General features: G+C 58.8%; 20 protein-coding genes. 1 reads left to right on the top strand and 19 read right to left on the bottom strand.

Features of this window, described 5'->3' with window-relative positions; translation table 11 throughout:
* Positions 1–22 precede the first annotated feature (22 nt).
* From fliQ to QTL95_RS10880, 17 genes are all read right to left on the bottom strand, one after another.
* On the bottom strand, positions 23–289 hold the full coding sequence (gene fliQ / locus QTL95_RS10960) for a flagellar biosynthesis protein FliQ (RefSeq protein ID WP_289719997.1): 267 nt from the start codon (positions 287–289) through the stop codon (positions 23–25).
* Between the two features lie 74 nt (positions 290–363).
* On the bottom strand, positions 364–798 hold the full coding sequence (flgD, locus tag QTL95_RS10955) for a flagellar hook assembly protein FlgD (RefSeq protein ID WP_289719996.1): 435 nt from the start codon (positions 796–798) through the stop codon (positions 364–366).
* Positions 789–1,238, bottom strand: coding sequence for a flagellar biosynthesis repressor FlbT (gene flbT, locus QTL95_RS10950; RefSeq protein ID WP_289719995.1), 450 nt, complete (start codon positions 1,236–1,238; stop codon positions 789–791). Before flbT ends, flgD begins: the two co-directional genes overlap by 10 nt.
* Complete coding sequence (gene flaF / locus QTL95_RS10945; RefSeq protein ID WP_289719994.1) at positions 1,235–1,582, bottom strand: flagellar biosynthesis regulator FlaF; 348 nt, start codon at positions 1,580–1,582, stop codon at positions 1,235–1,237. The genes flbT and flaF overlap by 4 nt, the downstream gene beginning before the upstream one ends.
* Positions 1,583–1,618: 36 nt before the next feature.
* Positions 1,619–2,665, bottom strand: a complete 1,047-nt coding sequence (locus QTL95_RS10940; RefSeq protein WP_289719993.1) for a flagellar hook-associated family protein — start codon at positions 2,663–2,665, stop codon at positions 1,619–1,621.
* A 3-nt stretch (positions 2,666–2,668) separates the two neighbouring features.
* Positions 2,669–4,129, bottom strand: a complete 1,461-nt coding sequence (gene flgK / locus QTL95_RS10935) for a flagellar hook-associated protein FlgK (RefSeq protein WP_289719992.1) — start codon at positions 4,127–4,129, stop codon at positions 2,669–2,671.
* Between the two features lie 19 nt (positions 4,130–4,148).
* Positions 4,149–5,456, bottom strand: coding sequence for a flagellar hook protein FlgE (locus QTL95_RS10930; protein WP_289719991.1), 1,308 nt, complete (start codon positions 5,454–5,456; stop codon positions 4,149–4,151).
* A 126-nt stretch (positions 5,457–5,582) separates the two neighbouring features.
* A complete protein-coding gene (gene rem, locus QTL95_RS10925) occupies positions 5,583–6,254 on the bottom strand; it encodes a transcriptional activator Rem (protein WP_037187400.1) in 672 nt (223 codons plus the stop codon).
* Between the two features lie 282 nt (positions 6,255–6,536).
* The gene (locus QTL95_RS10920; RefSeq protein WP_289719990.1) at positions 6,537–7,121 is read right to left on the bottom strand and encodes a transglycosylase SLT domain-containing protein; all 585 of its coding nucleotides are present in this window, start codon (positions 7,119–7,121) and stop codon (positions 6,537–6,539) included.
* Positions 7,042–8,472, bottom strand: a complete 1,431-nt coding sequence (gene fliK, locus QTL95_RS10915) for a flagellar hook-length control protein FliK (RefSeq protein WP_289719989.1) — start codon at positions 8,470–8,472, stop codon at positions 7,042–7,044. The genes QTL95_RS10920 and fliK overlap by 80 nt, the downstream gene beginning before the upstream one ends.
* Position 8,473: 1 nt before the next feature.
* Positions 8,474–9,763 (bottom strand): chemotaxis protein MotC, encoded by a 1,290-nt coding sequence (gene motC / locus QTL95_RS10910; RefSeq protein ID WP_289719988.1) that lies wholly within the window; start codon positions 9,761–9,763, stop codon positions 8,474–8,476.
* Positions 9,764–9,765: 2 nt separating this feature from the next.
* The gene (locus QTL95_RS10905; RefSeq protein ID WP_289719987.1) at positions 9,766–11,058 is read right to left on the bottom strand and encodes a MotB family protein; all 1,293 of its coding nucleotides are present in this window, start codon (positions 11,056–11,058) and stop codon (positions 9,766–9,768) included.
* Positions 11,055–11,693 (bottom strand): hypothetical protein, encoded by a 639-nt coding sequence (locus QTL95_RS10900; protein ID WP_289719986.1) that lies wholly within the window; start codon positions 11,691–11,693, stop codon positions 11,055–11,057. The genes QTL95_RS10905 and QTL95_RS10900 overlap by 4 nt, the downstream gene beginning before the upstream one ends.
* Positions 11,694–11,861: 168 nt before the next feature.
* On the bottom strand, positions 11,862–12,818 hold the full coding sequence (locus tag QTL95_RS10895; protein WP_289719985.1) for a flagellin N-terminal helical domain-containing protein: 957 nt from the start codon (positions 12,816–12,818) through the stop codon (positions 11,862–11,864).
* Between the two features lie 288 nt (positions 12,819–13,106).
* Positions 13,107–14,015, bottom strand: a complete 909-nt coding sequence (locus QTL95_RS10890) for a flagellin N-terminal helical domain-containing protein (RefSeq protein ID WP_289719984.1) — start codon at positions 14,013–14,015, stop codon at positions 13,107–13,109.
* A gap of 259 nt (positions 14,016–14,274) precedes the next feature.
* A complete protein-coding gene (locus QTL95_RS10885; protein ID WP_289719982.1) occupies positions 14,275–15,165 on the bottom strand; it encodes a flagellin N-terminal helical domain-containing protein in 891 nt (296 codons plus the stop codon).
* A 281-nt stretch (positions 15,166–15,446) separates the two neighbouring features.
* Complete coding sequence (locus tag QTL95_RS10880; protein ID WP_289719981.1) at positions 15,447–16,334, bottom strand: flagellin N-terminal helical domain-containing protein; 888 nt, start codon at positions 16,332–16,334, stop codon at positions 15,447–15,449.
* A gap of 352 nt (positions 16,335–16,686) precedes the next feature.
* On the opposite strand from QTL95_RS10880, the gene QTL95_RS10875 reads away from it, so the two are divergent.
* Positions 16,687–18,603: an O-linked N-acetylglucosamine transferase, SPINDLY family protein gene (locus QTL95_RS10875; protein ID WP_289719980.1), complete on the top strand. Its 1,917-nt coding sequence runs from the start codon at positions 16,687–16,689 to the stop codon at positions 18,601–18,603.
* Positions 18,604–18,748: 145 nt separating this feature from the next.
* Here the strand turns inward: QTL95_RS10875 and fliP are convergent, their stop codons facing one another.
* Both fliP and QTL95_RS10865 read right to left on the bottom strand, forming a co-directional pair.
* A complete protein-coding gene (gene fliP, locus QTL95_RS10870) occupies positions 18,749–19,486 on the bottom strand; it encodes a flagellar type III secretion system pore protein FliP (protein ID WP_289719979.1) in 738 nt (245 codons plus the stop codon).
* Positions 19,483–20,001 carry a flagellar basal body-associated FliL family protein gene (locus QTL95_RS10865; protein ID WP_289719978.1) on the bottom strand — a complete coding sequence of 173 codons (519 nt, stop codon included), beginning with the start codon at positions 19,999–20,001 and terminating at the stop codon, positions 19,483–19,485. Before QTL95_RS10865 ends, fliP begins: the two co-directional genes overlap by 4 nt.
* Positions 20,002–20,009: the final 8 nt, after the last annotated feature.

The raw sequence follows: 20,009 nt of genomic DNA, 5'->3' as shown, positions 1-20,009 counted from the left end.
GCGAAGCTTGCGCGAAGGTGGCTCAGAAGCCCGTCTGGATGCGCGAAAACACCATATTGGTGAAAATGGAAATCTGCGAACCGACGAAGGGCGCGGAGATGCCGATGGTGACGAGAACCGTGACGATCTTCGGAACGAAGGTCAGCGTCGCTTCCTGAACTTGCGTCAGCGCCTGGAGCAGCGCGATGACAAGGCCGACAACCATGGCCGCGCCTACCGCGGGACCGGCGGAAACAAGAACAGTCCAGATCGCAGCCTGGAAGATATCGAGTGCATCAGCTTCATTCATCGTCAGGCAACCTCATATCGCCTTGCGGTCCGTCCGATTGGCCGGACCGTGTTTCATCGGTTTGTAGTTCAGGTCTACGAGCCAGTCGTGGTCGAGGCCGGAGCCTGATCGGCGAGAGTGATTCCCGCCTGAACGAGAATACTCTTACCATCGCTCGTCGTCGCGATAATTCCGTCGGAATACACCTTCACCGAAGCGATCGTGCCGGCGACGCTGCCGTCGGCGCTTGTCATGTACTTGCCGATGTAGGCGCCGGCCTGGGTCAGGCTGGAGCTTGCCAGCAGCGTGTCGAGCTTCGTGTTGGTCTGAACCGTCTGCTCGACCTGCGAGAAGGTCGCCAGCTGGGCAACCTGTTCGCTGGCGTCCATCGGATCGGTCGGATCCTGGTTCTTCATCTGCGCGATCAGCAGCTGAAGAAACTGATCATACTGCAGCGTCGAAGATTTCTTGGTGCTCGACGTGCTGGTGTCTGTATTGGTGTTTACGTTCGAAACGCCGTCTACCGCCACGGTGCGATCTCCTTGCGAATCTGTTCGACCATCGTCGGATGCATTTCCTGATTGTTCAGAATGTTATCCTCGATCGCGTAGAGACCGCGAATGGCCTTCAGAGCGTCGAAAGCGCGGCCGGTCGAAACCAGGCCGTCGATGCGCTTGAGTTCGGCCAGCACTTCTTCCTTCTTGAAGCAGGTGAGAAGCATGGCGACCGACTTGCGGAACATCGCGGTCGACTGATCCTTGCCTTCCGGATTGATCAGGATCATCTGCGCGATGAAGTAGAGCTGACGCAGCGGCGTCGTCGCGTCTTCCGGCTGCAGAACATGGTTTTCGAGAAGGAAGGTCACATCATTCAGGAATTCCAGCGCGACCTTGCGGTCGACGCGCAAAACCGCACCATTGATGAAGATTTTTTCCCCGGCCTTAAGCGAGATGCGTAGTGTGCTTTTCATTTCAGTCCATCCCTGATGATGGTGGTAATGTCGATGACGCCTTGATAGTTCGTTGACTGCCGGCGTCTGATCCGATCGCATTCCTTCAAGATCCAGATCGCGATGGAGATGAGATTGGCCCGGAGCTGGATCTCAAGCTGATTGTCCGGATGCTTGAGATCTTCGATGAAACTTATCCAAACACGCCGGGTGTAAAACAATGCATCAATGGCTTCCCGGCTGTATTTCTCTTTGTCCCGCGCGATGGACAGCAGCTCGATGGAACGATCGAGAACTTGACGCTCCCGCTCCTTCGCATCGGCGACCGAGTCCTGCATGACCTCGGCGTAAGAGAACTGATACATTCATGCATCCTTCTTTGTATTTCATCCCTTTGATCATCAAAGGTAATTCACGAGACTCAGCTGCTGGATTTTCGATACGATGGTGTAGGCTGTCTCCAGCTGCGTCTGCAGCGCGTTGACCAACGTCGATGCTTCTGATTGGTCGACTCCCTGCAGATCAACGAGCTTGTTCTGAATGATGCTCGTCTGAGCATCGAGTGCGTCATTGGCCTTCTCAAGCCGCTCCTGCGAGAGGCCGAGCTGGCTGGCCTGCGTCACGATACCCGAGGTTGCCTGGGCGGAGTAGCCGATGGCCATCGAGGTGACCTTGCCAAGCGCGTCGGCGCTCAGGTTCTGGCCCGCCAGCGCCGAGACGGTAACCGCGGCAAGAGCAAAATAACGCATGCCTTCCGAGTTGGCATTGGTGGACGAGGTGATGACTTCAGAATTGCTGATGCGGCTCGACATGTTCTGGTCGGACGCGCTCGACCAACCGGTCGTCGGGTCGGTCCAGCTTGCTTCCGAGAACATCGGCTCGACGGTACCCGTGATGAATGTCTCCATCTCGTCGCCGGTGAGATCGCTGACATCCTTGCCAAGCCCCGTCGCGTAAGTGTTCAACGCGGACTGGATGTCGGCCGTCACGGTGGCCGACTGGTTCTGCAGCGGTTGGACATCGGTGTTGATGCCGGAGAACAGGTATTCGCCGTTATATCGAGAGTTCGCCGTATCCATCAGCGATGCCAAGGCATCGCCTGCCGACTGAACGGCGACGGTTATGCTGGTCTTGTCCTGGCTGCCCTGCAACGCCGTCAACTTCGAGACGAGCGCGTCGCCGGCCGTTTTCATGCTGTCAAGGCCAAGCTGGGAGGCTTCCATGCGCCCGCCGACGACGGAATTGCTACCCTGCAGCGACTTGATGCGGTTCAACTCGGCGGTAAAGTTCACGCTCTTGGCCGCGCCGGAGCCAAGCGATACACCGATATCAGCGTAAACACCCGTCGTCGCTTCCAGGGCGGATTTGACCATCTGCTGCTGCGACTGACGGATCGTCAACCGCATCGCGTTCTGAATCGCTGAACTAGAAATAAATGAACTTTTCATGGCTTAGCTCGCTATATCCAGCAGCGCCTTCATCATTTCGTCGATCGAATTGAGGATCTTGGTCGCGGCCTTATAGGATTGTTCAATATCAAGAAGCAGTGTCAGTTCTTCGTCGAGGTTGACGCCAGTTTCATTCGAATATGCTTCGGTCGAGCGCGAGAGCGCCGCGGACGTGTTTTCCGACGCGGTGGTGGCGTCGCTGCGGTACTGCTCGAGCCAGCCGATCGAGTTCGATGCGTAGTCCAGCAGCGTGACGTTCGACGAGATGCCGGCGTCGGATGAGAAGGTCTGGGCCGTACCGAGCGCCGTGTAGAGCGCATCGAGGTTGCCGGAGAAGCCGCTGTTGTTGTCGGGGTTGAGGTTGGTCAGCCCGGTGATCGTGCCGTCCCTCAACTTCATCGGGTCGCCGCCCTGGCTGGTGATGACAGCCGGGTTCACGGTGATCGTCGTGGAGATTCCATCGATCACATCGCCCGTCGTCGGCGTGTCGCCGGTCAGGCCGCCGAGCGTGTTCCAGGTAAACAGGCCGGGCTGAGTCGTCGTGCCGTCGGTTTCCGAGAAAGTCTTGACCAGCGTCTTTGCGATCTCATCGAGCTGTGACTGCAGCTTCGGCGCGATCTCGTCGCGGATTTGCACGAGCGCCTGCAGGCTGCCCTGTGCATTCGTCGTCGCACCCTGGCCCGACTGCAGCGCAACGCCATCGATGTAGATAGCGTTGCCCTTGACGGCCGCGGTGTAGGTGCTCTGCGCAACGAATGTCACTGTACGCGGAATGGTGTCGAAAACGACCGTACCGTCGGTCGTGTAAAGCGCCATGTCGCCGTTGCTGCGATCGACCGCGTTGACGCCGACGATCGAGGAGATCTGCTTCAGAAGCTTGTCGCGCTGATCGAGCGCATCCGCCGGGTTGCCGCCATTTGCCGTCGCGCTCTTGACTGCGTCGTTGGCGGTCTTGAACTGCGACAGCAGCGTGTTCAGCGTCGAGACCTGGGTCGCGATTTCCTTGTCGGCAGCCTGACGCTCGGCCTGTACGGCCTTCGAGGCGGTGTTGAGCGAGTTGGCGACGTCCTGCGCAGCGGTGATCGCGCTCTGTGCCGCGATCGTGCTGCTCGGCGAGGTCTGGAACGCCTGGAGTTTCTGCTGGAACGTCGAGAGATAGGTTGCCGGCGACGTTTCGTAGTCGTTACCGCCCATGATCGATTTCAGGTCGGACAGGCCGCCCAGCAGCGTCTGCTGGCCGGCGTCCTGGGCACTTGCCTTGAGCCACTGCCGAAGCAGCGCGTCTTCCTGTGCGCGGCTGATCTTGACCACTTGCGAGCCGTTCAGCGACGTCGTGACCATCGCCTGCCGGCGATTGTAATCACTGTTGCTGGAGTTCGCGATATTGTTCGATACCACACTGCTTTGCGTGCCGGTATTGTTGAATATGCTCTGGGCGGTGTTCAGTGCGGACGTGAGCGACATGGCTAGGCCGTTACCCTACTTATCTCTTGAGGTTGACGAGAACGTCCATGATGTCGGATCCCGTCTGGAACACCTTGGAATTGGCGGTGTAGCTTCGCTGCGCTTCGATCATCTCGGTCAATTCGCCGGCGAGATCGACGTTGGAGCTTTCGATGGCGCCCGACTGAATGGAGCCGAAGCCGTTCGTTTGTGGGAAACCGGTGACGGTCACGCCGGACGAGCCGTTGGCACTGTAGACGTTGCCGCTCATCAGCGTCATGTTGTCGGGGCTCGCGACGGTTGCCAGCGGAACGCGGTAGAGCGCCTTGGACGTGCCGTCGGCATATTTGGCATATACGGTTCCGTCCTTGTCGATCGTCACGCTATCGACCGGGCTTGCAGCCTGGCCGTTCGGCGTACCCTTTCCGGCGAATTCGGAAGCGAGCTGCGTGAAGCCCGAAAGGTCCATTTGGATCGAACCCGTGGTGACCGGATCGTCGATCGTCAGCGAGTCACCGCTGAGCAGCTTGCCGCTTGAGTCGAATTCCATCGTGCCGCTGCCGACGACCGCGGTCGTAGCAGGCGCCACGACGGTGTAGGGGAACGAGGTCGTGCCGCCGGTGGCCGCGTCGGCATGACGGAAGACGGTGACTTCCCACGTGCTGGCGACGGAGCCATCTGTCGGCGTCGGCGACGTTACAGCGGTCTTGGTGAAATAGAAATCGTACTGGACCGTGTTGCCGAGCTTGTCGTAGCCGACCATCGAGATCTGCTTGGTGTCGGTGGTCATCGGCGTGACGTTGTCGCTCGGCAGGTTGCCGGTGGCGACAGCCGCGTTCGAGTTCAGGTTACCGGAGAAGGTACCCGTGGTCGACGCGATCGCAGTCAGGCCCTGCTGGGCGACATTGATCGGAACAAGGCCGGAGAAACCGTTGACGACGACGGCGGGAGCACCGCTGTCGTAGGAATAACCCATCAGCTTGAAGCCGGCGGAATTGACGAGGTTGCCTTCGTCGTCCTTGGTAAAATCACCTGCGCGTGTCAGGACAGGAACGCCATCCGGGCTCTGGACGATGAAGAAGCCATCGCCGGAAATCGCCAGATCGTAGCTCGAAGTCGTGTAGGAAATGTCGCCCTGGGCGGAAACAGCCTGGCGGACGGTAGTCTGAACGCCGCCGGAGTTGTAGTTACCGGAGCTCGACGGAAGCACGAGAGACGAGAAGGCCGTCGAAACCGACTTGTAGCCCGATGTGTTTACGTTGGCGATGTTGTCGGCCACGGTGCTGAGGCGGTTCGCCTGTGCGTTCATGCCCGATACAGCCGTCTTCATGCTGCCGAAAATGCTCATCTGAAAACCTCGTTTCCTGTATTAGACCTGAGAGTATTTGGTGGGCCTTGCGTGAAGCTGTCTGTACCCAACGGCCCGGCAACAAATCGAAAGACCAACTATGCGGTCACGAGACCCGCTTAAAAATCAGTTCCAATCAATGCAGTAACCAAGGAAGCGCTTGGAATCGACGGGATCGACACCGAGCTTCTTGCGCAGCTTCTTGCGCAGCTTGGAGATGTGGCTTTCCACCACGTTCTCCTCGACCTCTTCGTCGAAGATGCCGTAGATAGCGTTGAAAATCTGAGTCTTCGTCACGCGCCGACCGCGATTTGCGATCAGGAATTCCAGGATGCGGCGTTCGCGACGGGGAAGCGGGAAGACCTCTCCGTGGATCTCCGGATCGCGACCATCCGAGAATACGCGGATGCCACCGATGTCAGTGTGGCTGGAGATTGCCTTCAGGCGGCGGCGAATCGCTGCTGCCCGTGCGAGGATTTCGCGCGGATGTACCGGCTTGCGGACGACATCGTCGACGCCACAGTCAAACAGCGCCAGCGTGTTCTCCAGCGAGTGCTGGTCGCTAACCGCGATGACCGGGGCCTGCGTTCTGTCGCGAATCGCACGCGGCAGATCAGACGTCTGCTGTCCTTGGCCGAGAAGGAATGCCTCGACTGCTGCGATATCGGAATCAGCAGCCGTCTGCACCCATTCGCCAAATTCGCTGGGATCAAAACCGGTCGAAGGAATGCCTTCTCGACCAAAAAGGGAAGTGTAACCATCCTTCACGAGCTCACGCTCATCAACCACTACGATCATTCGTCCGCCTCCGAATCACTTGTGGCACATCGATGATCTATGGGTACGAATCGCACGATTCTGGGACAAGCTGCAGGAACTAACTGGCAGAAATTAATAGTTGATTAACCATTGGGTCGCGATTTGATCTACATCTAGTAGGTCTTCCGCTTTTCGCCACTATTTTTCTGGTGGAAAAGTTAACACGTCCTAAAATGTGACTTGCCTTGCCACATTGCGACGGGATTCCGCCACATTATGACACATTTCCGATTTGTTCCATTTTTGCCATCTTTGATTGAATCAATTCCGGCAGAAATTGCTCGCGTTGGGAGTCCATTTGCCGTAGCCGGTGGCAACCAGATTGGCAATAACCCGGCAGACATATTGTTTTTGGGCGGGGTCATTATTGGGTCCGGCGTGGTATCTGGCTACCGCCATCGTCCAGGTCTCGTGCCGGTCGTGAAGGTTGCTCAGGAATTTCGCGGCGTATTCGACATTCCGACGAGGGTCGAACATATCCTCCATGGAGCGGAAATTCTCGCCGTGATAATACTGATTGATCTGCATGCAGCCGATGTCGATGAGCTTCGCGCCGGAGCGTTTGGCAACATCGACCTGGCGCAGGGCAGCCTGCTCAGAGGGCGGAAAGAAGGCCTTCCCCTCTATATTGAGCGCATAGGGGTATAGCGAACCCTTGCGGCCCGTCTCCGTCAGGCCGACGGAATAGAGGATGCCTTCCGGGATGCCGTACTTCAATGCGGCCGACTGGATCTCCTGCTCGCAGGCACTGTTGGAAGCCTCGGCGTCAGAGGTAAACGTCACCAGTGCCGCGGCCGCCAGCGGTGCCAGCAGCAACGCCGTCCATACCCGTTTCACCTGCGCCATCGAAGCCTCCACCGGTACTTTGTCCGGACTGATACTGCCGTTCGCGTGCCTGGCCGCCCTGGCCCTGTTGCGCGAAGGCCTGCTGCTGGGCGGACTGCCCCTGTCCGCCGGCCTGGTTGCCCGTGTCGGAGCGATCGACGAGTGCCATGCTGATCGATACATTGTCGATCGCGTAGCCCTGCGCGCGCAGCACTTCGACGATCTTGCTGTGGTCTTCCTTCAGCTGCCTGTAGGCGGCCCCGGTCTCGACCTTCAGATCGATATTGAGTGCATCACCCTGCAACCGCATTGTTGCCGTCACCAGACCCAGCTCGATGGGGTTCATCTGGATCTTGAGGGTGTTCACCACCTTGCCGGTGCTCGTCCATTCAGCCGCGTTCGACAGCGCCGAGCTTGCCTGCAACGCATGCGCCCATTCGGCATCGCCGGAGATGGCCGCGGTGACCGCTGCCGAGTTGGTGCCACCGGCAAGGCCGATATAACGGCGGGAATCGAGGATGGAAACGTTCTCCACATTCGCCCGGCCGCCGCTTTCCTGCGCCGCATCGCGGTCGATACCGAGATGAACATCCATGGACTGCCCGCGACCGTCCGCACGGCTCAGCCGGAAGATCGAACCGCTAATGCTATCCGTCTCCTCCGTGCCTGGCGTGGAGACCTCGTCTCCCGAAGCATCAGCTGTCGAAAGCGAACTTGCGACATCCGAGACGAGCTGGTCCTTCGTTTTTGCATCAGCCGGCGCCTTCTCCTTGATATCGGAGGTCGCCTTGCCGTCGAACTTCTGTCCATTCATGGCAGCCGCCATCGCTGCACCTGCCGAGCCGTCCACCGGTGTCTGAACGAGCAGGCTCAACACGTCACTTGCCGCGTCATCGTCGCTCGCAGCAGCATCATCGGCATCGGAGGGGCCGTTCTTGCCCGGTTTTCCGCCCTTGGCGACATGCGCGGCAAGCTCGTCGCCGATCTCATCGGCATCATTCGTCTTGCTGCTCTTGCCAGGTTTCGCCTTGACGTGGTCCGCCGGTGCCTTTTCCGCAGCCTTGCCCGCATTCGCGCCGGCCTCGGCCTGCGCTTTCAGTGAGCTGTCGTTGAGATCGATGACCGGCTTGGCAACAGGCTTGTGCGACACATGCTGCGCATCGGGTTGAACGTTTTCGGCAACGCCGTCGGCCTGTCCGTTGGCGGAAGCATTGGCATTCTTGCCGCCTGCGCCGCCACCATTGGTCTTGTCGAGAACATCGGAAAATCCGCCGCCGCTGGCATCGTTGCCTTTCACCGCCTGACGGCCGCCCTTGGCAGCCGCCGCGGCTTCCGCTCCAGACGCTCCCCCCGAAACGCTGATGTCCATCATATCAATTGCTTTCTTTGTTCAACAGACCGTCGATCTCATCCAACCGGGACCGACTTGACGTTACAAATGAGCTGAAGGCAGGGTCACCATTCTGCAACCCCTCCGCACCGGAAGCGGGCACGGATGCCGCTTCCACCGCACCAGGATCGTCTCCCTCCTCCCCCATCGGCGAGGCACTTTCCTGGCCAGAAGTGATTTCTTGCCCGCTAGATTTAGGGGCGGATACTTGCGTCAAACTTGCGGGATCCGGCGCGCGTAGAACCTGCTCGGCAACGGCCCTCGCGGCGGCGCGGAGCGCCTTGTCGCGTGGTGATAGTTCATTGTCGCCAATCGTATTGATGTCCTTGGCCGCCGCATCGACCTTGTCGGTGGAGATCGCCGCCATGCCGCCATAGAAATCGGCGAGCGCACCGAAGGCATTGCCGGCATCGCCAGACAAAGCTTGCGCCCGTCCCGCCGACATGCGCGCCAATTCGCCCTTGCCAGCAATAGCGGCGGCGCGTGCGATCCGCAGATAAACCTCACGTTGGCGCGCTTCGTCCATGAAACTCAGAATGCCGACGACGTCGTCCGGCTTGACCTGATGATCGTGATCGACCAGCAGCTTTACGAAGAGATCGGCGAATTGGCTGGCGTAGGGCGAGTGGAGGAAGCGGCGCACATAGCGCTGCGAATAATCGAGCCCCTTGTCCACCAGGCCGGTATCGACGCAGATCGCCAGCGAGCGGCGCAACGCCGCCTCCTCGACGATGGTGCCCGGCTCGTTGAGGCGTGCCTGATCGTAAAGCTTAAGCGCTTCCTGCGGGCTCTTGGCGATCGTGACATTACCACCGACCAGCGCAAGATAAGGGCCGATCTTCTTGTCCTTGTACTCGTTCGCCGTCTCCACGAGGCTCTTGGCGACGAGAAGACCCTTGCCGCTCAGATACTTGCGCAGGACATCGGTAACGCGATTGTCGAAATAGCCGTTCACGTCGCGCGAGACGAGATATTCCAGGGTCTGCGGATTGCCGCCGCTCATCGCATAGATCAGTGCGGCGTCGACGTTGCGGTCATCCTCGAAAACGGAGAAATCAACGGTGCGCAAGCGCTGGTCTATCGTGTTCAGCATGAAGCGCTGCATTTCACCGGCCGAATGATCGCCCTGCACCACCGAGTCCTGCACGAACTGCAGGGATCTCAGCATCTTGTAGGGCTCGACGTTCTCCTGATCTTCCGCCCTGCCCGCCACGGGAAGGGCGGTGGCAAGACCGGCAAGGAGAAGCAGCAGATGGCGGTGACGACGGGCCATGGTCAGCTCTGATCCGCCTGCACCAGAATTTCGATGCGACGGTTGGAGGCGCTAAACGGATCGGCCGCGTCCTTAAGCTTGCGATCGGCGAAGCCCGAAACCTGCGAGATGCGCTTTTCGGCCATGCCGCCGCGTACGATCATGTAATAAGCCGCCTGGGCGCGGTCCATGGAGAGCCGCCAGTTCTCGTTCTCACCCTTGTACTGACGACCATCGGTATGGCCGCGTATCACGATAGCGCCGGGTTTGTCCTTGAGGACCTCACCGATCTTCTCCATCGCCAACACCATCTCCTTGCGGGGAACGGCCGAGCCGACATTGAACATGGAATCGTCGCTCTGGTCGGAGAGGCTGACGAGAAGGCCGCCCTCCGCGGGCGTGACCGTCAAGCCTTCCGCAAGCTTGCCGGCAACGCCGCCGATCTGCTGGGCGATTTCCTTCTGAAGCTCGTCAGCTTGTTTCTTCTCCTCGGCCTTGGCCTGGGGAGTTTGCCCGCCCGCCTTGACTGCCTCGCTTTGCGCAGCCGCCAGCTCCTCCTGCGTTGCAATGCCGTCAGACGCCTTGGCTTCCTTTTCAGCTGGCAAGTTTTCGGCATCCGCCTTTTCAACGTCGGCGGGTTTGGTCAACTCCTCGGATTTTTGCGCTTCGGCCTTGGCAAGCTCGACGGAATCCTGCGCCGCATCGGCCGCGTTCGGGTCACGCTTGTCGGCATGAGTGACCTCGACCTGCTTCGTCCAGAAATCGGGATCGAACGGATCGCGATAGGCCTCACCGCCGTCCGCGCCGGTCGCCGGACCGGAATCGGCCGCACCGCCCTCGCCCTTGGCGCTGACATTTGCCTGCTGTCCCACTTCTTGCGCGATCTCGGCAAGCACGGAGTAGGGATTTTCGAAGAAGTCGGCCTCCGAATAGTTTGTCTGGTCGCCTGACGTAGAGGTCTGGTCGTCGCCGTTGGCAGCCGACGCGCCTGTCGTGGGCTCGTCCTCTTTCTCCTTCGACTTGTCCTGCTTCTCTTCGCCATCCGCCTGCTCGACCGGCTTCTTCAAGCCCTTCTCGGTCGGCTTTTCATCGGCAAGCTTGATCGGATTGAAGTATGTCGCGACGGAGGCCTTGGTTTCCTCGTTGGCGGCGTTGACGAGCCACATGACGAGGAAGAAGGCCATCATCGCTGTCATGAAGTCGGCATAGGCGATCTTCCAGGCGCCGCCATGCGCGCCGCCGTGATCGCCACCGCCATGTTTCTTGACGATGATGATTTCGTTCTTGCCGTGGTGGTGGTTCTCGCTTTCACTCATTCCACAACTTTCTTCAAGCTCGTCGCCCAAGCGGACACGCGAGTCACAAGCACAGCGTCGCCAAGTTCTGCAGTCAGATCGAGATCGCCCGTTTCATGGTGACGAAGAAGATCCGCCTTCTTGCCAAGTTGCTTTTTCAATGCCTCGAAGAGCACCGTCGGACCGCTGACTGCGACGCAGCCGGCATCCCCTTCCATGATCGCGGCCCGCAATTCGGCCGCAAGATCGGCAACGGCCTTGTCGACCAGAAACTCGGTCATGACAGGGGCCAACACCTTTGCGACGCTGGCGCTGACGAGTTCGGCAATCTCTGCGGCGATGGACTCGAGTCGCGTCGCAATCAAGGCCGCCGCCTCGACCTCATACTGGTTGCGAATTTCTTCGACCTGACGTTCGTGCACAGCCGCAATGGTTTCGGCCTCGGCCTCGTACTTCTGCGTCAGCGCCGCCGTTGCTTCCGCAAGTCCGGCCGCGTGAGCGGCCTGCTTTTCGGCGTCGACGTCGATTTCCGGCTCTGCCGGCGGCAAATCAAGCAGCACGCCGAAGTCGACGGCGAGATCATCCGGTTCCACGGCAGGAATGACCGCCACCGGCTCGCCGAAATCCTTCAGGTAGCGAGAAAGCTGTGCGCTCACAAAAACCACCTCGTACCAACAGACAACTGCGACATGCCGCGCCCCATTTCAATCAGACAACGCTCAGGCGCGATTTTCACACAGCGCCATCACGGCTCGAAACTAGGAGGTCAAACTTGCGCGAGGATGAAGGCCACCAGAACGCCTGACGCTGACGGCGATGCCCGATTACTGCAGAAGGATCAGAACCTTGCTTGCCGCCGTGTTCAAAATGGAGACGGCTTCGGTACCCATCTGCTGTTGCGTGAGCAGCGACTTGAGGCGAACGGAGGCTTCGTCCATATCGGTATCGATCAGGGCATGGAGGCCCTTGTCCGTGAGATCGGCCATGTTCTTTGTATAGGTAACACGGTCGTCGATACGCGCACTCATGATGCCAAGGCCAGCTGCCGTCGTCGTCAGGGTGCCGAGCAGCTGGTCGACAACGCCGAGCATGTCCTTCAACTGTTCGTCGGTCGTATTGCTGTCAAGCGCGATCTCGTTTCCGGCCGCTCCGGCAGAAGAACCGGCATTGAGCAGGTAGTAGTTGCGAGCCGGCGTGGTGTCGTCGGTATTGGCATTGACCGCCTTGGTCAGGAGGCCCCGGCTTGCATCGTTCATGTCGATCATGACGGTATCTCCGGCGGGGAAAGAGATGTTCTGCATCTGGTAGTCGCCGTTCGGACCACGCACGAAACCACCGATGACCGAACGCGAGGTGGGCAGGTTCGTGTCGCGGTTCAGCAGCCAATTCTCCCCGGCAAAGTTGGTCGTCTGGACCGTCGTCTGCATCTGGCTCTTGAGTTCGCTCAACGTTGTGTTGAGCTTGTTCTTGTCGACGCCCGCCTCCTGCGCGCTCACAAGCAAGGAGCGGATATCGCCGAGCTGATCGATCAGGCTGTTCATCGAGGTATAAGCCGTATCGACCTTCGAAGCGCCGACGCCGAGCGCATCGTGAATATTGTTGAGCGAACTGCTGTCCGATTGCATCACGCTGGCATAGGACCAGTAGGTCGCATCATCGGAAGCGGTTTCGACGCGGGCCCCGGACGAGGTCTGCTGCTGTACGGTCGCGGTATCCCTGTTGATGATGCGCAGTGCTGCCAGAGCATTGACCTGCCCGGCGCTCGAAATTCTATAGGTCATCGTTAAGCTCTTAATGGGATGCGAGGGAAAGACCGGACTACCGGCAGCGACTGACCTGGCGTCATGCCCGCCGACTGGTTTCCCGAGCCGGCTTGTCGCTGAAAACAAATCAACTGTTAAGCGAAGGTAAACAAGCGATGCCGGGTCCGCAAGAGCCAGAGGACCAGCGCCGCAAGCTTCGCGCAATCTTGAATAATGTTTCAAAAACAAAGAGAAAGCCGCATCGCAAGAGTGCGGCTTTCCGTATGCTTTCGTATATCAGGCGTTGCCGCCTGCGGCCATTCGCTATCAGTTCTGGAAGAGCGTGAGAACGTTCTGGGCGCTCGAATTCGCGATCGACAGCGACTGGATTGCCAACTGCTGCTGCGTCTGCAGCGCCGTCAGTTTGCTGGATTCCTCTTCCATGTCGGCATCAACAAGACGCCCCACGCCCGAGTCGATCGAGTCGCTCAAGTTGGAGACAAAGCTCTCCTGCAGGTCGATGCGGGTCGAGATGGAACCCAGCTGCGATGCCGCCTTGGTCAGGGCGCCTAGACCGGACTCGACCGTCGTCAACGCCACGTTGATATCGTCCACGCTGAACGTATTGATATCCATCTCAAAAATGGAGCCAACGCTGGCATAGGAAGTGCCGATGATGCCGGTTTCGGTATCGATTCCCCCAACGCTCGTCATTCCGAACAGAACATTACCGCTGGACGCGTCGTTCAGAACATATTCCGTCGTCTTGACGGAAACTTCGCCATTCGCGTCGCGCACGAAGGATGAGACCACGCTCTTTGTCGTGTTACCGGCGACCCAATTTTCACCGGAGAACGACGCGGATTGCGCCACGCTCAGCAACTGTTGCTGAAGCTGGCCAATCTCATCCTGGATCTTCGCCTTGTCGACGCCCTTTTCCGTTGCGGCTACGATCTTTGCCTTGATCTCCGTAACGATATCGATCGCGCTGTCGAGCGCGGAGTAAGCCGTATCAACCTTGGCCGCGCCCAATCCGAGGGCATCCGAGACGGCGGACAGAGCCTTGTTGTCGGAACGCATCGTGGTAGCGATCGACCAGTATGCGGCATTGTCCTTGGCTTCGGCGACGCGATAGCCGGAAGATACCCGCCCCTGCGTGTCCTGAAGGTTGCTGTTGATGCCGCGAAGAGTCTGCAGCGCGGACATCGCCGCGACGTTCGTCAAAATACTCGTCATGAAAAGATCGCCCCTTGATGGCAAATTTTAAAAGGGACATTCCGGTCGGTTACCGGTAACGGAAATCAGCTTCATGCCTGCTAACCGCTTCTTAAGTTTGGTTAACATACCGTTTCGCTGACCGCAAAAGACAGCAGTTCGGTTAACAAAAGGTTAACGCACGAAAAAAGCCGTGCTCGGGTGAGCACGGCTTTCGATTGCAACAGCCGGAAAGACCGGCGATCCAAGCTTTTCAGAGCGCCATCGGGCGCTCCGATTATTAGCTGCGGAACAGCGACAGGATGTTCTGCGAAGAGGAGTTCGCGATCGACAGCGACTGAACCGCCAGCTGCTGCTGCGTCTGCAGGGCGCTGAGCTTGGAAGATTCCTCTTCCATGTCGGCGTCGACAAGACGGCCAATACCGGAGTCGATCGAGTCGCTCAGCGACGATACGAAGTCGGTCTGGATTTCGACGCGGCTCTGGAGCGAACCGAGCTGCGAGCCGAGCGTCGTCATCGACTTCAGAGCAGATTCGACGTCCGTGAGCAGATTGTCGATTTCGGCCTGCGTCGTGGTGGAGCCGATCGTGAAGCCATAAACCGACTTGTCCGATGCAACGCCGGTGGCACCCAGGATGCCGCCTTCGGTGCCACCGTTGAACAGCGTGTTCGTGGCGTCGAGAACGTAGTCGGTGGTCTTGATCGAAACGGTGCCGTCGGTGCCGCGAACGAAGGAGGAAACGACGCTGACGGTGCCGCCGGCATTGTTGACCCAGTTTTCGCCGTTGAACGAAGCAGACTGGGCAACGCTGTAAAGCTGTGCCTGGAGCTGCGTGATTTCGTCCTGAACCTTACCCTTGTCGACGCCCTTTTCAGAGGCAGCAACCAGCTTGGCCTTGATTTCGCCAACCAGGTCGATGGCGCTGTCAACAGCGGTGTAAGCCGTATCAATCTTTGCGGCACCCATGCCGAGTGCGTCCGAAACAGCCGAGAGGGCCTTGTTGTCGGACTTCATGGTGGTGGCGATGGACCAGTAGGCAGCGTTGTCGGAAGCCTTGCCAACGCGCAGGCCGGAAGACACGCGGCCCTGAGTCGTCGACAGGTCGCTGTTGACGCTGCGCAACGTCTGGAGCGCGGCCATTGCGGAATTGTTGGTCAGAATGCTGGTCATCTAATTTGCCCCTTTGGCAGAATTGATATGAAGGGACATTCCGGGTTTTCTACCGGGAACGGTGGTCAGCGTCATGCCTGTTGACCGCTCCTTGGCAGGGTCAACTCACCGTTTCGATGAGCACATAAAACCCCAATATGGTTAAGAAAGCTTAAATTGGATAATGGAAATTAATATAAAATTCCGTGGGTTAGGAGCTGCCACGTTAACCCATCCTTAAAATATTAGCGGCCGGGAAATACCCGGCCGCCATTGTTTTCGTAACGATCTCGGACCGTCTATTAGCGGAACAGCGAGAGGATGTTCTGCGAAGAGGAGTTAGCGATCGACAGCGACTGGATAGCCAGCTGCTGCTGCGTCTGCAGGGCACTGAGCTTGGAAGATTCCTCTTCCATGTCGGCGTCGACGAGACGGCCAATACCGGAGTCGATCGAGTCGCTCAGCGACGATACGAAGTCGGTCTGGATATCGACGCGGCTCTGGAGCGAACCGAGCTGCGAGCCGAGCGTCGTCATCGACTTCAGAGCAGATTCGACGTCCGTGAGCAGGTCGTCAATGTCACCCTGCGTCGTGGTGGAACCGATCGTGAAGCTGTAGACCGACTTGTCCGATGCAGTACCATCAGCACCCAGGATGCCACCGCTGGTGCCGCCGTTAAACAGCGTGTTGGTGCCATCGAGAACGTAGTCGGTGGTCTTGATCGAAACGGTGCCGTCGGTGCCGCGAACGAAGGAGGAAACGACGCTGACGGTGCCGCCGGCGTTGTTGACCCAGTTCTCGCCGTTGAACGAAGCAGACTGGGCAACGCTGTAAAGCTGTGCCTGGAGCTGCGTGATTTCGTCCTGAACCTTGTCCTTGTCGACGCCCTTTTCAGAAGCAGCGACCAGCTTGGCCTTGATTTCGCCGACGATATCGATCGCGCTGTCAACAGCGGTGTAAGCTGTGTCGAGCTTGGCAGCACCCATGCCGAGTGCGTCCGAAACAGCCGAGAGGGCCTTGTTGTCGGACTTCATGGTGGTGGCGATGGACCAGTAGGCAGCGTTGTCGGAAGCCTTGCCAACGCGCAGGCCGGACGAAACGGCCTTCTGCGTATCTGTCAGACCCTGGTTGACGTTGCGCAGAGTCTGGAGTGCGGCCATCGCCGAGTTGTTTGTGTTAATGCTTGTCATGAGTCTGTCCCCTGAACGAGATAAAAAAGGAGGACATACCGGACTTCTATACCGGCGATGACGGACCAGCTTCATGCTACTCGGCGCCATCATTCTGGCCGCCAAACCCGTCATGTCGAGGGTCAATTTCGCAGGCATTCATTGCGAAGTGATTAAAACAATTACTGAAATGCGTTCCGGTAGGGGAGTGGTTAACAGTTCGTAATCCCGTTATTTTCCAGGGGGTTCAGAGGGTTTCACCGGTTTCAAGCAAGCTTCGTGTGCATAGAATGAAATATTCTAGGCAACGAATCCGTCCGATCGCGCTCGGTTCGTGCTCGCCTCTCTATGAAATCCGATACGGAGTGGGGTCTTGAACACCAACATCTCTTTTGCCGCAGCATCCAAGGACTACCAGAAGGGCCAGTATCTCAAATCTCTGGAGATCTTGAACAAGCTGGTGGACACGCAGCAAGACGTTAAGACCTATGTGTTGCTCGCCAAGAACCTTGCCAAGCTGGGCTTCAAGAACGAGGCGGCCAGCGCCTATGCTCTGGCAGGTGGCTTGGACAGCCAGCCGGAATCCGCCTACACCCGCGAAGCCGCACTCCTGTACTACGAGATCGGAAACGAGGAGGAGGCGCTGTTGAACGGTCTGCGCGTCATGCAACGCGCGCGCAACGAGGCTGACCTGGCCTATATTCTTGCCTCCATCCACCTGAAGCAGGGACGCAAGGATCTCATCAGTCCCTATCGCAAAGTCCTGTCAGAGAGCAGCAATCCGGAGCACGTCGTTCTGGCCGTGCGCCTGCTCAGCGATGAACTGGTCGACGTCACCAACTGGACGCTGGTCCAGAACCTGTTCAAGAAGCTTCCGCATATTCCGGCGCTTCGCCTGCTCAATCTCGTCTTCACGCGCGAAGTCTGCGACTACGAGCTGGTCGAGAAGCTGTTTGCGCCCGTGCGCGAGATGATCGAGAGCGGAGATTATTCGATCCTGCAGAAGGACAATCCCTTCTATCATCTTCACTGGTGCGCTGACGAAAAGCTCAATCAGCTTGCCTCGTTCAAGAACCTGCCACTGGAACAGCTGGCCGCCCGCCGCAAGGCGGTGCCGCACAGCTGGGGCAAAAAGATTCGTATCGGCTACATGTCGTCCGACTTCTGGGAAAACCATGCCACCATGAAGCTGCTGCAGAACGTTCTGGAACTGCATGACCGCGACAGGTTCGAAGTCACACTCTTCTGCCACACACCGGAAAATTACATCGCGACCAATAAGACGGACCGGTCGGCTTGGGGCGAGGTCTGCACCATTCGTGATCTGTCGAATGAAGAGACCGCCACCGCGATCCGCGAGAAGCAGATCGACATCCTTGTCGATCTCAAGGGCTACACGGCCGGCGGGCGGCCGGACGTGCTCAACTTCGGCGCAGCTCCCATCCAGGTCGCGTGGCTGGGCTTCCCCGGCAGCATCGTCAACATCGATCTCGACTACGCGATCGGCGACCGCTTCGTGCTGCCGATGAGCTCGGCGCCGCATTACCACGAGAAATTCGTGCATATGCCGGACAGCTACCAGCCGAACGACACGGCGAACCGCCCGAGGCCGAAGCCGATGTCGCGCGCTGAGCTCGGGCTTCCGGAGAATGCCTTCGTGTTCGCCTCTTTCAACGCCAACCGCAAGATCACGGCCGAGACGCTCGATGTCTGGTGCAATATCCTCAAGCGGACACCCGGCAGCGTACTTTGGCTCATGTTGTCGTCGGCGCGGGTGCGCACCAACATGGTGAACTACATGAGCAAGCAAGGTATCGGTGCGGATCGCGTGATCTTTTGCGAGCGCGTCGAATACCAGGAACACATCAACCGTCAGAGCGCTGCCGATCTCGGCATCGACACTTTCCCCGTCAACGGCCATACGACGACGTCCGAACAGCTTTGGGGCGGCCTGCCGGTGCTTACGGTGAAGGGTACCAATTTCGCTTCACGCGTCAGCGAAAGCCTCTTGAACGCCGTAGGCCTGCCGGAGTTGGTTGCCGCCGATCTCCAGGCCTACGAAGACATGGCAGTCGGGCTGGCTCAGGACCCTGAGCGCTTGAACGGCTACAGGCAGCGACTGAAGCAGAACGCAGGCATCATGCCGCTGTTCGATTCAGACCGCTTCCGTCAGCATCTGGAAAAGGCCTACGAGCTGATGATCGAGCGCGCGAAGCAGGGTCTTGGCCCGGATCATATCGCGGTACCGGCGCTGCCGGCGCGTACGGAGCCTTTCGTCTCGCTGGACTAACGTTCTTCGGTATACCCTCATGACAGAGCCCCGCCGGCACGCCGGCGGGGCTCTGTTTTGGCTGATTAAGGCAAATGACAGTAACGAGCGCAAGGCGACGGGTGACACCACGCGTCGCACTCAGGCGTGTGCGCCAAAGGCCGCGTTAGTGGAAGGATCGCACCAGACTGCCGACGAGCAGATTCCAGCCATCGATCAGAACGAAGAATAGGATCTTGAACGGCAGGGAGATCGAGGTGGGCGGCAACATCATCATGCCCATGGCCATTGTGATGGTGGCGACGATCAGGTCGATGACGAGGAACGGCAGGACCACGAGGAAACCGATTTCGAAGCCGCGGCGGATCTCGGAGATCATGAAGGCCGGCAGCAGAACACGATAATCGATCTTCTCCCCCGTCTGGACATCCTGGCCGCGCTCGCGGGCGAGGTCGACGAACAGCGCCATGTCCTTGTCGCGGGTGTTGTTGGCCATGAAGGTGCGGAAAGGCTCGGCGATGCGCTCGACAGCCTGCTGCTCGTTGATCTGGTTGGACAGCAACGGCTGGACGCCGCTCTGCCAGGCCTGATTGAAGGTCGGCTGCATGACGTAGAAAGTCATGAACAGCGACAGCGACAGCAGGATCATGTTCGACGGGGTCGTCGATAGGCCCATGCCACTGCGAAGAATGGAAAAAGCGATGATGAAACGAGGAAAGCTCGTCACCATGATCAGGATGCCGGGCGCGACCGACAAAATGGTCAGCAGGCCGAAGGTGCGAATGATCCACGCCGCCACCGAGCCATCGACCGGTAGGTTCAAAAGATCGGTCGGCAGTTGCTGGGCGTGCGCCAGCTCCGGTGCCGCCATCATGGCAGCGAAAACGAGAAGGAATCGAATCATTCGATGACGAAGGTCCTGAACATCACCTTCGATACGCGGCCCTGAGCGCGCAGGTCAACACGTTCCTGGATGTCATCCCTAAGATAATCGAAGCCTCTCGGACCCTCGATCTGCTGCAGGGAAACGGTGCGGATATAGGCCATGATATCCTGGTGGATATCCTCGGCGACCTTCACATCCGGCGGACCGTTGAAAAGGAGTGCGACTTCAAGCCGAACCCAATTCTCCGAGGGGTACGCCAGGTTGGAGGTGATCGGCTCGAGCTGCACGACATTGTTGGCTTCGGTGGAAATGTGAGGCAGTCCCGCCTCGCCTTCCTTCTTCTCGCCCTCGGCAGCCTTTGCCTCCTTGGCATGCTCTTCCTGCTGCGCACCCTTGATGTTGGGAGCGATCATGCCGCCAACGACCCAGCCGCCGCCGGCGCCGAGCAGCGTCAGCACGGCGAGGCCGATGATGGTCATCATTGCGGCCGATTTTTTCTTCGGCTGGCCTTCCGTGCCTTCTGCGTCTGCCATGGTTCAGC

This window comes from Rhizobium sp. S152 (assembly GCF_030380735.1).
In the GTDB taxonomy this organism is placed as follows: Bacteria; Pseudomonadota; Alphaproteobacteria; order Rhizobiales; family Rhizobiaceae; genus Rhizobium.
This window is presented reverse-complemented; position numbering and strand designations above follow the sequence as displayed.

Excerpts from the sequence above, each read along its gene's own strand:
- QTL95_RS10865 (WP_289719978.1), bottom strand. The coding sequence starts at position 20,001 with ATGGCAGACGCAGAAGGCACGGAAGGCCAGCCGAAGAAAAAATCGGCC.
- fliK (WP_289719989.1), bottom strand. The coding sequence starts at position 8,472 with ATGATGGACATCAGCGTTTCGGGGGGAGCGTCTGGAGCGGAAGCCGCG.
- QTL95_RS10885 (WP_289719982.1), bottom strand. The coding sequence starts at position 15,165 with ATGACCAGCATTCTGACCAACAATTCCGCAATGGCCGCGCTCCAGACG.
- fliQ (WP_289719997.1), bottom strand. The coding sequence starts at position 289 with ATGAATGAAGCTGATGCACTCGATATCTTCCAGGCTGCGATCTGGACT.
- QTL95_RS10930 (WP_289719991.1), bottom strand. The coding sequence starts at position 5,456 with ATGAGCATTTTCGGCAGCATGAAGACGGCTGTATCGGGCATGAACGCA.
- flaF (WP_289719994.1), bottom strand. The coding sequence starts at position 1,582 with ATGTATCAGTTCTCTTACGCCGAGGTCATGCAGGACTCGGTCGCCGAT.
- flbT (WP_289719995.1), bottom strand. The coding sequence starts at position 1,238 with ATGAAAAGCACACTACGCATCTCGCTTAAGGCCGGGGAAAAAATCTTC.
- QTL95_RS10880 (WP_289719981.1), bottom strand. The coding sequence starts at position 16,334 with ATGACAAGCATTAACACAAACAACTCGGCGATGGCCGCACTCCAGACT.
- QTL95_RS10920 (WP_289719990.1), bottom strand. The coding sequence starts at position 7,121 with ATGGCGCAGGTGAAACGGGTATGGACGGCGTTGCTGCTGGCACCGCTG.
- flgK (WP_289719992.1), bottom strand. The coding sequence starts at position 4,129 with ATGTCGCTCACGTCCGCACTGAACACCGCCCAGAGCATATTCAACAAT.
- QTL95_RS10890 (WP_289719984.1), bottom strand. The coding sequence starts at position 14,015 with ATGACGAGTATTTTGACGAACGTCGCGGCGATGTCCGCGCTGCAGACT.
- motC (WP_289719988.1), bottom strand. The coding sequence starts at position 9,763 with ATGGCCCGTCGTCACCGCCATCTGCTGCTTCTCCTTGCCGGTCTTGCC.
- rem (WP_037187400.1), bottom strand. The coding sequence starts at position 6,254 with ATGATCGTAGTGGTTGATGAGCGTGAGCTCGTGAAGGATGGTTACACT.
- QTL95_RS10905 (WP_289719987.1), bottom strand. The coding sequence starts at position 11,058 with ATGAGTGAAAGCGAGAACCACCACCACGGCAAGAACGAAATCATCATC.
- fliP (WP_289719979.1), bottom strand. The coding sequence starts at position 19,486 with ATGATTCGATTCCTTCTCGTTTTCGCTGCCATGATGGCGGCACCGGAG.
- QTL95_RS10895 (WP_289719985.1), bottom strand. The coding sequence starts at position 12,818 with ATGACCTATAGAATTTCGAGCGCCGGGCAGGTCAATGCTCTGGCAGCA.
- QTL95_RS10940 (WP_289719993.1), bottom strand. The coding sequence starts at position 2,665 with ATGAAAAGTTCATTTATTTCTAGTTCAGCGATTCAGAACGCGATGCGG.